This window comes from Clostridium novyi NT (genome assembly GCF_000014125.1).
Taxonomy (GTDB): domain Bacteria; phylum Bacillota; class Clostridia; order Clostridiales; family Clostridiaceae; genus Clostridium_H; species Clostridium_H novyi.
In genome coordinates, this window is record NC_008593.1 from 1 (window position 1) to 14,291 (window position 14,291).

General features: G+C 28.9%; 20 protein-coding genes. 18 read left to right on the top strand and 2 right to left on the bottom strand.

The genetic code is table 11. The features are described 5' to 3' along the window. Positions 1-334 precede the first annotated feature (334 nt). From rpmH to NT01CX_RS00065, 12 genes are all read left to right on the top strand, one after another. Positions 335-469, top strand: a complete 135-nt coding sequence (rpmH, locus tag NT01CX_RS00010) for a 50S ribosomal protein L34 (RefSeq protein WP_003366894.1) — start codon at positions 335-337, stop codon at positions 467-469. Between the two features lie 57 nt (positions 470-526). Next, on the top strand, positions 527-868 hold the full coding sequence (gene rnpA, locus NT01CX_RS00015) for a ribonuclease P protein component (RefSeq protein ID WP_011720997.1): 342 nt from the start codon (positions 527-529) through the stop codon (positions 866-868). Then, positions 868-1,080 carry a membrane protein insertion efficiency factor YidD gene (gene yidD / locus NT01CX_RS00020; protein WP_003366840.1) on the top strand — a complete coding sequence of 71 codons (213 nt, stop codon included), beginning with the start codon at positions 868-870 and terminating at the stop codon, positions 1,078-1,080. The genes rnpA and yidD overlap by 1 nt, the downstream gene beginning before the upstream one ends. A gap of 18 nt (positions 1,081-1,098) precedes the next feature. Beyond that, entirely contained in the window at positions 1,099-1,839 is a 741-nt protein-coding gene (locus NT01CX_RS00025) for a membrane protein insertase YidC (RefSeq protein ID WP_011720998.1), read from the top strand. 63 nt (positions 1,840-1,902) lie between these two features. After that, positions 1,903-2,532, top strand: a complete 630-nt coding sequence (jag, locus tag NT01CX_RS00030; RefSeq protein ID WP_011720999.1) for an RNA-binding cell elongation regulator Jag/EloR — start codon at positions 1,903-1,905, stop codon at positions 2,530-2,532. Positions 2,533-2,593: 61 nt separating this feature from the next. Further along, positions 2,594-3,973 (top strand): tRNA uridine-5-carboxymethylaminomethyl(34) synthesis GTPase MnmE, encoded by a 1,380-nt coding sequence (gene mnmE, locus NT01CX_RS00035; RefSeq protein ID WP_011721000.1) that lies wholly within the window; start codon positions 2,594-2,596, stop codon positions 3,971-3,973. Between the two features lie 12 nt (positions 3,974-3,985). Beyond that, the gene (gene mnmG, locus NT01CX_RS00040; protein ID WP_011721001.1) at positions 3,986-5,884 is read left to right on the top strand and encodes a tRNA uridine-5-carboxymethylaminomethyl(34) synthesis enzyme MnmG; all 1,899 of its coding nucleotides are present in this window, start codon (positions 3,986-3,988) and stop codon (positions 5,882-5,884) included. Next, positions 5,885-6,616 (top strand): 16S rRNA (guanine(527)-N(7))-methyltransferase RsmG, encoded by a 732-nt coding sequence (gene rsmG, locus NT01CX_RS00045; RefSeq protein ID WP_011721002.1) that lies wholly within the window; start codon positions 5,885-5,887, stop codon positions 6,614-6,616. Between the two features lie 92 nt (positions 6,617-6,708). Continuing rightward, positions 6,709-7,488 (top strand): nucleoid occlusion protein, encoded by a 780-nt coding sequence (gene noc, locus NT01CX_RS00050; protein ID WP_011721003.1) that lies wholly within the window; start codon positions 6,709-6,711, stop codon positions 7,486-7,488. A 205-nt stretch (positions 7,489-7,693) separates the two neighbouring features. Then, positions 7,694-8,479, top strand: a complete 786-nt coding sequence (locus NT01CX_RS00055) for a ParA family protein (protein WP_011721004.1) — start codon at positions 7,694-7,696, stop codon at positions 8,477-8,479. Continuing rightward, positions 8,472-9,317, top strand: coding sequence for a ParB/RepB/Spo0J family partition protein (locus tag NT01CX_RS00060; RefSeq protein WP_011721005.1), 846 nt, complete (start codon positions 8,472-8,474; stop codon positions 9,315-9,317). The genes NT01CX_RS00055 and NT01CX_RS00060 overlap by 8 nt, the downstream gene beginning before the upstream one ends. Before the next feature lie 45 nt (positions 9,318-9,362). Further along, entirely contained in the window at positions 9,363-9,869 is a 507-nt protein-coding gene (locus tag NT01CX_RS00065) for a DUF4446 family protein (protein ID WP_011721006.1), read from the top strand. A 41-nt stretch (positions 9,870-9,910) separates the two neighbouring features. Here NT01CX_RS00065 and yyaC read toward each other — a convergent pair whose 3' ends face one another. Together yyaC and NT01CX_RS00075 are read right to left on the bottom strand one after the other, a co-directional pair. Beyond that, positions 9,911-10,528, bottom strand: coding sequence for a spore protease YyaC (gene yyaC, locus NT01CX_RS00070; RefSeq protein ID WP_011721007.1), 618 nt, complete (start codon positions 10,526-10,528; stop codon positions 9,911-9,913). Between the two features lie 87 nt (positions 10,529-10,615). Further along, positions 10,616-11,248, bottom strand: a complete 633-nt coding sequence (locus tag NT01CX_RS00075) for a LysE family translocator (protein ID WP_011721008.1) — start codon at positions 11,246-11,248, stop codon at positions 10,616-10,618. A gap of 196 nt (positions 11,249-11,444) precedes the next feature. Here NT01CX_RS00075 and NT01CX_RS00080 point away from each other — a divergent pair, with 196 nt between their 5' ends. The 6 genes from NT01CX_RS00080 (at position 11,445) to NT01CX_RS00105 (ending at position 14,291) form a co-directional block, all read left to right on the top strand. Then, positions 11,445-11,651, top strand: coding sequence for a DUF951 domain-containing protein (locus tag NT01CX_RS00080; protein ID WP_039238402.1), 207 nt, complete (start codon positions 11,445-11,447; stop codon positions 11,649-11,651). Positions 11,652-11,786: 135 nt separating this feature from the next. Then, entirely contained in the window at positions 11,787-12,074 is a 288-nt protein-coding gene (gene rpsF, locus NT01CX_RS00085; protein ID WP_011721010.1) for a 30S ribosomal protein S6, read from the top strand. An 11-nt stretch (positions 12,075-12,085) separates the two neighbouring features. Then, positions 12,086-12,532: a single-stranded DNA-binding protein gene (locus NT01CX_RS00090; protein ID WP_011721011.1), complete on the top strand. Its 447-nt coding sequence runs from the start codon at positions 12,086-12,088 to the stop codon at positions 12,530-12,532. A gap of 40 nt (positions 12,533-12,572) precedes the next feature. Further along, positions 12,573-12,809 (top strand): 30S ribosomal protein S18, encoded by a 237-nt coding sequence (rpsR, locus tag NT01CX_RS00095; RefSeq protein ID WP_011721012.1) that lies wholly within the window; start codon positions 12,573-12,575, stop codon positions 12,807-12,809. Between the two features lie 153 nt (positions 12,810-12,962). Then, positions 12,963-13,274, top strand: a complete 312-nt coding sequence (locus NT01CX_RS00100) for a MazG-like family protein (protein ID WP_011721013.1) — start codon at positions 12,963-12,965, stop codon at positions 13,272-13,274. A gap of 15 nt (positions 13,275-13,289) precedes the next feature. Continuing rightward, on the top strand, positions 13,290-14,291 hold the full coding sequence (locus tag NT01CX_RS00105) for a YybS family protein (protein WP_011721014.1): 1,002 nt from the start codon (positions 13,290-13,292) through the stop codon (positions 14,289-14,291).

A 14,291-nucleotide genomic window follows, 5' to 3' on the forward strand; every position in this document is an offset into this window, starting at 1 on the left:
GAGATAAATAGTACAAAATACAGTAAATAAAAGGCTATAATTAGTAAGAATTGAACAAGTTATCCACAAACTTATACACAACCTGTGGATAAGTCTAATAAGATTAAAATTATTAACAGTTCATCAATAATAATATCAAAAGAATACCTAGTGTTCAAGAACTTATCCACAAAAAAGAAGCAATAATTAAAAATTTATCAACAATGGCTTGAAATCTTGACAATACTAAGGTGTCTATATATAATTTAATAGTAAAACTATTTTGAGATGATAAGATGAATAGTATTGCTTAATATAAAGTGCAATAGTATATAAAAAAAGGGGGTGTATACACATGAAGATGACATACCAACCAAAAAACAGACAAAGAAAAAAAGAACATGGTTTCAGAAAAAGAATGAGAACTTTATCTGGAAGAAACATCATTAAAAGAAGAAGACAAAAAGGAAGAAAAAAATTGACAGCATAAGAGGCCGCATTGGTGGCCTTTTTCTGCAATTGCAGAAAAAAAAGGAGCACTTATATAATGAAAAAGAATGAAAGAATAAGAAAAAATATAGAATTCCGTCGAGTATATAGAAGAGGAAAATCATATTCTAATAGTTTGTTAGTGCTGTATGTGTTTAAAAACAATAATAATGTAGATACAAGTAGAGTAGGAATATCAGTTAGTAAAAAAGTAGGAAACAGTGTAGTTCGAAGTAGAGTAAAACGATTGATTAGTGAAAGTTACAGATTGAACTGTAGTAACATAAAAGAAAAATATGATCTAGTTTTTGTTGCTAGAAATAAATCAAAAGATAAAACTTATAAAGAAATAGAAGGTTCTGTTACTAATTTATTAAAAAGGGCAGGTCTATATAATTAATGTTGAAAATAATATTAATTCATATAATAAAGTTTTATAGAAAATATATATCTCCTTTAAAAAAGCCTTGTTGTAGGTTTTACCCAACTTGTTCTAAGTATGCACTAGATGCTATTAATAAGTATGGCGCTTTTAAAGGTAGTATTATGGCTATAAAAAGAATTTTAAGGTGTCATCCATTTAATCCAGGTGGATATGATCCAGTTAAATAGGTTTAAGGAGGTTTTGCCTTGGGAACTCTTTTTGGAAATTATGGTTCGGCGTTTTTTTCAATCAATTGGTTGAATAATGCCTTTATTCAATTTTTTCAAGTTATGCATAATTGGATTCATAGCGTAGTTGCAAATCCAAACATATCGTATGGTCTAACTATAATAATAGTAACCATAATAATTAGGTTAGTGTTATTTCCTTTGAATTACAAGCAAATAAAATCTCAGGTAGCTATGAATGAAATTCAACCAGAGTTGAAAAAATTACAAAACAAATATAAAAATGATCCTCAAAAACAACAACAAGAAATGATGAAACTATATAAAGAGTATGGTGTAAATCCTCTAGGAGGTTGTTTACCACTACTTATTCAATGGCCAATACTTATTGCTCTTTATTATGTATTTAATAATTTAAGCAAAATTGATCCTAGTATAACTAATGTAACATTCTTAGGACTTAAACTTATGAATCCAGCAATATTAAGTCCAAGTCATTGGTATACATGGATATTACCAATATTATCAGGCTTGTTAACTTATTTATCAACTGCAATAATGACTTCTAAAAATGCAGATAGTGCTCAAATTAAGCAAACAAGAATGATGGGTGGATTTATGACTCTTTTTATAACATATATGAGTTTTAAATTCTCAACAGCTTTAGTTTTATATTGGGTAACTAATAGTTTATTCCAAATAGGTCAAACATTGGTTACACAACGTTCTCAAAAAGTAAAAAAAGAAGAAGTTAAGTAATTTAAACAACAATATTGGAGATGTATGCCTAGTTTTAACATTTGGAAGGCAGGTGTATCAAACATGAGATCTATAAGAATGAGTGGAAAAACTGTAGAAGATGCGGTTTCAAAAGCTCTTACAGAACTTAATGTTACAATAGATGAAGTTGAAACTAATGTAATAGAAGAAGGAAGTAAAGGGATTTTCGGTATATTTAAAACTAAAGATGCTGAGGTTGAGGTTATTGTTAAAGAAAAGGCTGAAGACAAGGCAAGAAAGTTTTTAAGAGATGTACTAGATTCTATGGGAGTCCTTGCAGAAATCAAGATTAAAGAAGAAGATAATGTACTTAAAATTAATCTTGTAGGTCCTAAAATGGGATTGATTATTGGATATAGAGGCGAAACTTTAGACTCCCTTCAATATTTAGTTAGTTTAGTTGTGAATAAAGAAAATAATGAAAGATATAAGAAAGTAACTTTAGATACGGAAAATTATAGAAGTAGAAGAGAAGAAACATTAAAAAGACTTGCAGAAAAACTTGCTTATAAAGTTAAAAAAACTAGTAAGTTTGTAAAGCTTGAACCTATGAATCCTTACGAGAGAAGGATAATTCATTCAACACTTCAAAATGATTCGTACGTGGTTACATATAGTGAGGGAGAAGAACCTCATAGAAGAGTAATTATAGATTTAAAAAAGAAAGCCTAGATTGAGGCTTTCTTTTGCTTTATAATAAAAAAGGTTTATAAAATTAGAAAGGATGGAAGAAATGAAGGAATTTGATACTATAGCGGCGATTGCAACAAATTTAGGTGAAAGTGGAGTATCAATTATAAGAGTTTCAGGAGATAAAGCATTAAGTATTGTTAGCAGTATTTTTACTGGAAAGAATGATAGAAAGTTAGATGATATTAGAACATATTCTATGAGATATGGATTTATTATAGATAAAGATACAAAGGAAAAGTTAGATGAGGTTATAGTAAGTTATATGAAAGGCCCTAGAAGTTTTACAGCAGAAGATGTTGTTGAAATAAACTGTCATGGTGGGGTTGTTGTAACAAAGAGAATCCTTGAGGAAGTTGTAGCGGCAGGGGCAAGACTTGCATCCCCTGGTGAATTTACTAAAAGGGCATTTTTAAATGGAAGAATTGACTTAAGCCAAGCGGAAGCTGTTATTGATTTAATAAATGCAAAAACTGAGTTAAGTGCAAAGTCAGCACTTGAACAATCAGAAGGTAAACTTTCAAGGGAAATAGGTAAAATAAGAAATAAGTTACTTGAAATTATTGCAAGTATAGAAGCCACAGTTGATTATCCAGAAGATGACTTAGAAGAAGTTACTTCTGAAAAAGGTAGGGAATCTGTTAGCAAATTACTTGATGAAATTGATTCTTTATTAGATCATGCAGATGAAGGAAAGATTTTAAGAGAAGGATTAAATACAGTAATTGTAGGTAAGCCAAATGTAGGAAAGTCTTCACTTTTAAATGCATTACTTATGGAAACAAGAGCTATTGTTACTGATGTTCCTGGAACAACAAGAGACGTAATTGAAGAGTACATGAGTATCGATGGAATTCCAATAAAGATAATAGATACAGCTGGAATACGTGACACTGATGATGTTGTGGAAAAAATTGGTGTAGAAAAATCTAGAGAGAAAATAAACAACTCCGATCTTACAGTTTTGGTTCTTGATAACAGTAGAGGTTTAGATGATGAAGATAAGGAGATAATTAACTTTATAAAAGATAAGAAATATATAGTATTATTAAATAAGATGGATTTAGAATCAAAGATAGATAAAGAAGCGTTAAAAGAGCTAAATTCTAAATATATAATAGAAATATCCGCAAAGACAGGTAGTGGATTAGATAAATTTAAAGAAGTTATAAAAGAATTATTCTTTAGCGGAAAAGTAGCTTCAAAGGACGTTATGATAACAAACACAAGACATAAAGAAGCTTTAATTAGAGCAAAAGAAAGTTTAGAAGCTTCTAAGAATGCTTTAGACAACACATTTGCAATAGACCTTGCGTCTATTGACCTTAGAAATGCGTGGAAAAGTCTTGGAGAAATTAATGGAGATACAGTTGAAGAAGATATAATAGATAAGATATTTTCTAAATTTTGTTTAGGAAAGTAAGGGGAGAGGAATATGAGTTATTTTGCAGGTGAATTTGATGTAGCAGTTATAGGTGCAGGTCATGCGGGTTGTGAAGCTGCACTTGCTAGTGCAAGACTTGGAGTAAGTACTGTTGTATTTGCAACTGATCTTGCAAGTGTGGCAATGATGCCTTGTAATCCTAATATAGGAGGAACAGCAAAGGGACATTTAGTAAGAGAAATTGATGCTCTAGGTGGGGAAATGGGAATAAACATAGACCACACATATATACAATCTAGAATGTTAAATACATCTAAAGGACCAGCTGTACACTCATTAAGAGCACAAGCTGATAAAAGAAAATATGCTGAGAGAATGAAGCATGTTTTAGAAACTACAGATAATTTACATTTAAAACAAGCAGAGATTATAAAAGTTGATATAGAAGATAGCAAAGTTAAAGGTGTTTTAACTAAAAACGGAGCTTACTATAAAGTTAAAGCTGCAATATTATGTACGGGGGTTTACTTAAAATCTAGAATAATAATTGGAGATATAAACTATGAAGGCGGTCCGAGTGGTCTTGCTCCAGCTAACATGTTATCACAAAGTCTAATAGAAAGTGGTATAAAAATAACTAGATTTAAAACAGGAACTCCAGCTAGAATAAATAGAAGAACAGTTGATTTTTCAAAGATGATAGAACAAAAGGGTGATGAGAATATAGTTCCATTCTCATTTATGAGTGAAAATATTGAAAGAGAACAAATATCATGTTATCTAACTTACTCAGGAGATGAAACTAAAAAGGTTGTATTAGAAAACATAGATAGATCACCACTTTACAATGGTTCAATTAAAAGTGTAGGACCAAGATATTGTCCTTCTTTTGAAGATAAGATAATGAGATTCCCTGAAAAAGATAAGCATCAAATCTTCATAGAACCAGAAGGAGAAAATACAGAAGAAATGTACGTTGGAGGAATGTCAAGTTCTCTTCCTGAAGATGTACAATTAAAAATGTTAAGAAGTGTACCTGGTCTTGAAAATGCTGAAATGATGAGAACAGCTTATGCAATAGAATATGATTGTATAGATCCAACACAATTAGAACTTTCTTTAGAATTTAAAGATATAGACGGATTATTCTCAGCTGGACAAATGAATGGAAGTTCAGGTTATGAAGAAGCTGGATGCCAAGGGCTTATAGCTGGAATAAATGCTGCTTTAAAACTTCAAGGAAAAGAACCTTTAATTTTAAAAAGATCAGACGCATATATTGGAGTTCTTATTGATGACCTAGTTACAAAGGGAACACAAGAGCCATACAGAATGATGACATCTCGTGCTGAATATAGATTATTATTAAGACAAGATAACGCCGATTTAAGACTTACAGAAATGGGTCATAAAATAGGACTTGTTAAAGAAGATAGATACGAAAGATTCACAAAGAGAAAAACAGCTATAGAAGATGAAATAGAAAGATTAAAAAATATACAAATCACAAATAAGCAAGAAGTAAATAAGTTTTTAGAAGGATTAAACTCAGCAGGGTTAAAGAAACCAATAAGTTTATATGAACTTATAAAAAGACCAGAACTTAATTACTTTGTAGTAAAAGATTTAGATAAAGATAGAGCAGAGCTTCCGCGTGATGTACAAGAGCAAGTTAATATTATATCTAAATACGAAGGATATATTCAAAAGCAATTAGAACAAGTAGAACAATTTAAGAAACTAGAAAATAGATTAATTCCAAAAGAATTTGATTATAAACTAGTAAAAGGACTTAGAACGGAAGCTATTCAAAAATTAGATAAGATAAAACCAGTAAATATTGGTCAGGCATCTAGAATTTCAGGGGTATCTCCTGCTGATATATCTGTACTTTTAATAGTATTAGAACAATACAACAGAAATAAAGGTCATAAGGAGGAAGAATTTTAATTGAATAGTGAAAAGATATTTTATGATATATTAAATGTTGCAGCAGAGAATGTTGATTTAGAATTTAATGATAAGAAGTACAATCAGTTTATTCAGTATAAAGATTTATTAAAAGATTGGAATGGAAAAGTAAATCTTACTGCTATAACTGAAGATGAGGAAATAATAAAGAAACACTTCATAGATTCAATGAAGATATTTCAATTTGAATATTTGAGAAAAGCAAATAAAATTATAGACATAGGTACCGGGGGAGGATTCCCTGGTATACCTATGAAAATAATGAGACCAGACGCAGATATAGTTCTTTTAGATTCATTAAAGAAAAGAATTAATGTTTTAGATGATATTTTAAATAAAATAGGAATAAATGATGTAGAAACTATACATGGTAGAGCAGAAGAATTTGCAAAGAATCCTAAGTATAGAGAAAAATTTGATGCAGTAGTTTCAAGAGCTGTTGCTAACTTAGCATCTTTAAGTGAATTTTGTTTACCTTATGTAAAGGTAGGTGGATATTTTGTAGCCTTAAAAGGACCAGCTGTTGATGAAGAAGTTAAGATAGCTAAAAAAGCTATAAGTATTCTAGGGGGAAAATTAGAAGAAATAAGAGAAGTCGAAATAGAAGATAGTGACTTAAAACATAACTTAGTTATTATTAAGAAAATAAAAAATACACCTAAGCAATATCCAAGGAAACCTGGAACTGCAACTAAAAAACCTCTAATATAAGTTTTAAAAATTTTTAAAATTATTGTCAAAAATTATATAATTAATGTTAAAATAGTATTTGTATTAGTAAATTATAGAGGGATGGGGAATTTATGAAAAAGGATATTAAGTACATATCTACTGATATAATTATTCCAAATACTTATCAGCCTAGAAAATACTTTAATGAGGATACTATTGATGAATTAGGAGAGTCCATTAGAACTTATGGGATAATTCAACCTTTGTCTGTTAGAAAAATAGAAGATAACAAGTATGAACTAATTGCAGGAGAAAGAAGATTTAGAGCAGCTAAAAAGATAGGATTAAAAGAAGTGCCTGTAATAGTTACTGATATTAGTGATAAAGATTCAGCTGCAATAGCACTTTTAGAAAATATTCAAAGGGAAGATTTAAATTTTTTAGAAGAGGCAGAAGCATATGAAAATCTTATAAAAGAACATAAATACACTCAAGCTGAACTTGCAAATATCATTGGCAAGAAACAATCTACTATTGCAAATAAAATAAGAATTTTAAAATTAGACAAAGTTATAAGACAACAAGTTTTGGAAAATAATTTAACAGAAAGACATGCAAGGGCACTTTTAAAGTTACCTTCAAAGGAACTTCAAAAGAAAGTACTAAAAAATGTTATAAAAAGAGGTTTCAATGTAAAAAAGACAGAAGAGCTTATAAATAAAGAGCTGTTAAAGTTATCAGGACAAGAACTTGCCGCAGATGGAAAGAAAAAAATAAAAGGAATATTTGCTCCAAGGGTTTATGTAAATACCGTAAAACAAGTATTTGATAAGTATGGAGTTAATGCTACATATAGAACTAAGGAGTCCGATAAAAATATACAGGTTATAATAAGTATTCCTAAAAAATAAATTTAATAAATATATTAAATGTTTCACGTGAAACATTCACCTAAAATTTCTTTTATTTTTAAGAAATTTTAGGTGTTTTTTATTTTATATATATTTATAAAACTATGGTAAGATATTATAATATATATTAACAGTATAAAATTAGATTTTAAAATAAAATTTACTAAATTATGTACACTAGAGGTTTGGTTTTGGGGGGAAAATCATGAAAGTTATATGTATTTTTAATCAAAAAGGTGGAGTTGGAAAGACTACTACTAATATAAATTTATGTGCCAATTTAGCAATGCATGGTCATAAAGTATTATCTATTGATATTGATCCGCAAGGAAATACAACAAGTGGACTTGGAATTGATAAAAATAAAATAAAATATTCAACATATGATGTTCTTACATCGGACATTTCAATAGAAGAAGCTATAATAGAAAGTGAACTTATTGATAATTTTTATGTAGTTCCATCTAATATGGACTTAGTTGGTGCAGAAGTTGAACTTATTGATGTTAAAGGAAGAGAAACTATACTAAAAAGAAAAATTGAAAGTATAAAGGATAAGTTTGAGTATATATTTATAGATTGTCCTCCTTCACTAGGGGTTTTAACAATAAATTCTCTTATTGCTGCTACTAGTGTTTTAATTCCAATACAATGTGAGTTTTATGCATTAGAAGGAGTTGGACAACTTTTAAATACAATTCAATTAGTTAAAAAATCTTTAAACAAAGATTTAGAAGTTGAAGGTGTTGTCATGAGTATGTATGATAACAGAACTAAGCTATGTAATGAAGTTGCACAAGAAGTAATCAAGTACTTTAAGGATAAAGTTTATAATACTACAATACCAAGAAACGTAAGACTTGCTGAAGCCCCAAGTTTTGGACTTCCAATAGTTCTCTATGATGATAAATGCAAGGGAGCGGAAGCATATAGAGATTTATTAAATGAATTTTTAAGTAGACAAAGTAAGGGAGTGGTAACTGTTGAGTAAAAAGTTTGGATTAGGAAAAGGGCTTGGAGCTTTAATACCAGAAGAACCTAACGAAGAGAAAAATTCAATATTAAAAATAGATATGAATTTGATAAAACCAAATATTGATCAACCTAGAAAAAACTTTGATGAAGCAAAAATAATTCAATTAGCAGATTCAATTAAGGAACATGGAATAATTCAACCATTGATATTACAAAAGAGAGGAAACATATATAGCATAATTGCAGGAGAAAGAAGATGGAGAGCTGCTAAAAAGGTAGGCCTTAAGGAAGTACCAGCAGTTATTAATGAACTAAGTGATAAACAAATATTAGAGGTTTCATTAATAGAAAACATACAAAGAGAAGACTTAAATCCTATAGAAGAAGCTATAGCATATAAAAAATTAATTGATGAATTTAAACTAACTCAAGAAGAGTTATCAAAGCAAATAGGAAAATCAAGAACTGCTATTACAAATTGTATGAGATTATTAAATTTAGATTCTAGGGTTCAAGATTACTTAATTGATGGAGTAATAACAGAAGGACATGGACGAGCTTTATTATCCCTAGAAGATAAAGAAATGCAGTATAAAATGGCACTAGATATAATAGACAAAGAGTTAAGTGTAAGACAAACGGAAAGTATTATAAAAAATTTCAAGAAAAAAAGTATAAATAAAAAAGAAGACGACGCTAATATAAAGCCATATTATAATGCTATAGAAAATAAATTGGAAAATTTGTTTAATACCAAAGTAGTATTGAGGTCTAAGGGAAATAGAGGTAAAATACAAATAGAATATTATTCTGAGGAAGATCTTCAAAGAATAATTGATATATTAAAAATATAATTTTCAAAAATGTTTCATGTGAAACATTTAGGGAGGACTAGGAATATGAAACAAATAATGACACATTTAATTGGTGTACAACCCTACATAATACTCGGCCTTATAGTTGTTGTAGTTATACTACTAATTATGATGTTAGCACTTTTAAAATCTATTAGTAAGCTAGAAAAGAGACAAAGAAGGCTTACAAGAGGAATGAATAATAAAAACCTAGAAGAAATTATAACTTCTTATTTAGATAAAATAGATGAAGTTAAAGAAGAATCAAATGAGGTTAGACAGCAACAACAAGAACTTAGTGAAACATTAAGTAAATGTGTGCAAAGAGTTGGTGTTGTAAGATATAAAGCTTTTGAAGATGTTGGTAGTGACCTTAGCTTCTCAATAGCTTTATTAGATAGCAATAATGATGGAGTTGTTATTACTGGTATATACGGAAGAAATGATAGTACAGTTTATGCAAAACCTATAGATAAAGGTATTTCAAGATATGATTTATCACAAGAAGAACAAGAAGTGTTAATAAAGGCCTCAGAAAATATAGAAGAATAACAAATATAAATAAAATCCTAAGAATTATAATTCTTAGGGTTTTATTTATATTTAGCTCTTAAATTTTTAAGTGCATTGTCAAACATTGAATTAAAGCTCTCCATATTATTAGAACCCATTGTCTTTAAAATAGAGTGATGAATTCCGTAAGCAATTGTGTTTGCAAGATGCATTACAGTATATAATCTAGTGTTTTGAAGAACCATAAATTCTAAAGCACCAGATACATTTACAATTCCAGTAATACTTAAATCACCAACTTCAGGAAGTTTTTTATGCATAGCAGCTCCAGGGGTTATAGGAGTATTATCTATAATTATATTTCCAATGCTATCAATTTTACCAAGACAAGCATCTATAGCGATTATATAAGGGTATGTATACTTATTATGAATTTCATTTAAAATTTCATTTAAATTCTTTGCATGGACAGGACTTTCAAGTGTTCCGTATATAATGAATTCATCTGAAATTAAAGATTTTAATTTTTCTCCAACTAAAGGACCTAAGCTGTCTCCAGTGGATCTATCTGTTCCAATACATAGAAAAATTATTGGACGTTTAGTTTTAAGTATTTTATAAAGGCGAATAGATAGGTCATCTCTTAATTTATACATACAATCCTGTTCTTTAGATTTTAATATAACTTTATTATTCATAATAAAAATTCCTCCTTTGTTAAAATTGTTTACCAAAGAAAGAACTTTTATTCAATAATATTACATAAAATTGAAATATTTACTAGGTCACAAAGAAATGATTTTATAAATACCAAAGATTAAAAAGCCTATACCTAATATGAGTATGCTGTATTTAATTACTATGGTTATTTTTTTTGATCTTGTTGGCTTTGCAAGTTTAAGACCTTTAAGGGCAAGTACATTTAAAAGTACAAACCAAGAAATCATTCCAAGTATCATAGAAATAATAGACAGGGTGCAAATAAGAATGCCTTTAGAGTGCCAGTTATTTATAACTGTTGTACTTAGAGCTATCCATAAAGCTGGTGTCATTGGGTTTAAAAAAGTTATTATGTAACCAGCAAAAAATGAATACGATTTTTTTGAAGCATCACAATAGTTTTTTTCTTTAGTGGAGTTAAGTCCAATTAAAATCATAGCAATACCTGAAATAATCCAAAAAAAAGATTCTGCATTTTTATTTAGTTTTAAAAGACTAAATAAACCACAATTGACTATAATTAAATAAGAGATATCGGCGCTAATAGCTCCTAAAGATACCAAAAATCCTTCCTTAAAACCTTTAGAAATACTTCTATTGATAGACTCTATAGCAGAAGGTCCAAGGGGGATAGAAATTAAAATTCCCATAATGTAACCATATAATATAGATTTTAAAATACAAAGTATGCTACACATTATAATCTCCTTTAAACTTTTGTTTTTATAAAAGTATTTATAACTATATACTTATGTCATTATTTAATTTATTATATTATTGTTTAATTTATTATATAATTGTATATAAAATATAATAAACTAAAAAAATGTAATTTACAAAAATAATTTAGTTTATGTTAGTGTTTTATTATAAAGGGTATAAGGGGTGATACTGTTGGTTAAAGAATTTTTCTTAGGGGATATTGTTGAAATGAAAAAACAACATCCATGTGGAAGTAAAGAATGGGAAGTAATAAGAGTAGGAGCAGACATAAAGATAAAATGTACTGGATGTGACAGAATTGTTATGTTACCTAGAAGTAAGTTTGAAAAAATGGTAAAGAAAATAGTAAAACAAAATAGGGCAGAAAATGTAGAATAAGAACAAATCAGCTTGAAATAAAAGGAAATAAAAATAATATCTTGATTTTTATAAGTTGTAATGATAAAATTAAAAAATGTGATCCCTGCTGTGTCACACGCACAGCCGTTAGTCCAAGGGGAGGAGGTGAAATCAATGAGAAATTACGAAACTTTATTTATATTAAACCCTTCTTTAGACGAAGAAGCTACTAAAGCTGCTATCGAAAAATTCAAGGGTGTAATAGAAAAAGAAGGCGGAGTAGTAGAAAACGTTGATGAATGGGGAAGAAGAAAGCTTGCTTATCCTATAAACAAAGTCAACGAAGGATACTATACTCTAATCAACTTTAAAGCTAATCCTGAATTACCTAGAGAATTAGAAAGAGTATTCAGAATTACTGACGGAGTTATGAGATTTATGGTAGTTAATCCTGAAAAATAGGTGGTGTAAAGATGAATAGAGTTGTTTTAGTTGGAAGATTGACAAAAGATCCAGAACTAAGATTTACACCAGGAGCTGGGAAAGCAGTTGCAACTTTTACTTTAGCTGTTAACAGAAGGTTTAAAAGCCAAGGCCAACCTGAAGCTGACTTTTTACCTATCGTAGTATGGGGAAAACAAGCTGAAAACACTGCCAACTATGTTGGTAAGGGTAGTCAAGTTGGAGTGAGTGGTTCAATACATACAAGAAGTTATGAAGCTAAAGATGGAACAAGAAGATATGTTACAGAGGTTGTAGCTGATGAGGTGCAATTCTTAGATTCAAGAAGTGCTGTCTCAAGAACAGAGCCAAGGTCTACAGGAATGAATGAAAATGATTCATCTAATGGTGGCGATATTTTCGATCAAGGTTATGATGAAGAAATTACTCCAATAGATGATGGAGATATACCATTCTAATAATTTACGTCAATAAGTTTAGGTTAAGGAGGGAAAAGATATGGCTTTAAATAAAAAAGGTGCAAAAAGAAGAAGAAAAAAAGTTTGTGCTTTTTGTGCAGATAAATCATCTTCAATAGATTACAAAGATGTAAACAAGTTAAGAAAGTATGTTACAGAAAGAGGAAAGATACTTCCAAGAAGAATTTCTGGTAACTGTGCTAAGCACCAAAGAGAATTAACTTTAGCAATAAAGAGAGCTAGAAACGTAGCTTTATTACCATTTACAACAGACTAATAAGAATATAAAGCAGTGTCAAAATAGGACACTGCTTTTTTGATACAATTATAACTTTAAATTTATATAATATCATTGAAGATAAACTAAAGTTGCATATATGGTTAAAAATAACTAAAATATATATATAGCATATATTGAGGATGGTGTTATATGAAAAACGAAGATTTTAATATTATGACTAATATAAAAATAATAGAAAATCTAAAGGCTGAACTTCTATGCATAATAGGAGATTTTTTTAAATTATTATCAAGAGGAAGTAACGTTGCACAAAATGCAATTTTAGAATGTATTTCAGGGGCTATAATAATTTTATATTTATTAGGGGATAAACTAGGTTATTCCTATAATGAAATAGATGAGAATATAGATACTAAATTAAAAATAGGTATTAGTGAAGAGGATATAATAGAAAAGGAAAGTAAAGGATTAACTAGATTACAAAGACATTTTAAAAGATAATATATGGAGGAGTATATGAAAAGACAAAGTTATTCACCAAAAGCAATAGCTGAAACAGGTATTATGTTTGTAATTATAATGTTGATAATGCTTATAACAACTACAATACCTGCTTTAACTTTTATAGGGATGTTTATTTTGCCGATTCCAATAATACTGCTTTATACTAGATATAACTTTAAAGTTGCTTTTACTGCTATAATTATGAGCATAATAGTAATGAGCCTATTTTTTGGACCTGTAACAGCACTAGCTTCTGGAATATCTTATGGATTAACTGGTTGTGCATTTGGATATTGCATAAGGAATAAAAAGAAAAATACAGTATTGTTAACTATAGTTTCAGGTTCCATATTAATAGGAAATATAATAACATATCTAATATATGCTTTATTCATAGGAAAGCAAGGCATAGTAAGTACTTTAAATTATTCTATAGAAAAGATAAGACAATATTATATAGATATAAATGCTATATATATTGGGCAAAACGGATCTCCTGATGTAGCGAATAAAATTAATCAATTAATAGATTTAATAAATTTTAAAAATGTACTTATAGTTTTACCCATAGTGCTTATTATAAATAGTCTGATACAAGGGTATATAAACCACATAATAACTTACAAAATTTTAGCTAGACTTAAAGTTCAAATGAAAAAACCTATTCCTGCTAGTGAATTTTATGTATCTAATAGAATTATTGCTTTAAGTATAATAATAACTTGTTTAGGGGTAATATTAAAATCAAGAGGAATTATGTGGGCTGGGTACTTAAGATATATATTTCAATACATAAGCATAATACTAGTTACTTTTGATGGAATTAGTTATTTAACATATATTTTAAGAAGAAAATATAAAAAATCTAAGGGCTTAACTATAATTATATTGATTATTGGGTTCGTTATGCCGTTGTTTCAACAACTTTATTTAGTTTTAGGAAGTGCAGATATATTGTTAAATCTAAGGGGACTTGATCCTGACCCAATAAGAAAGGTAAAATCGAGGGAGTAA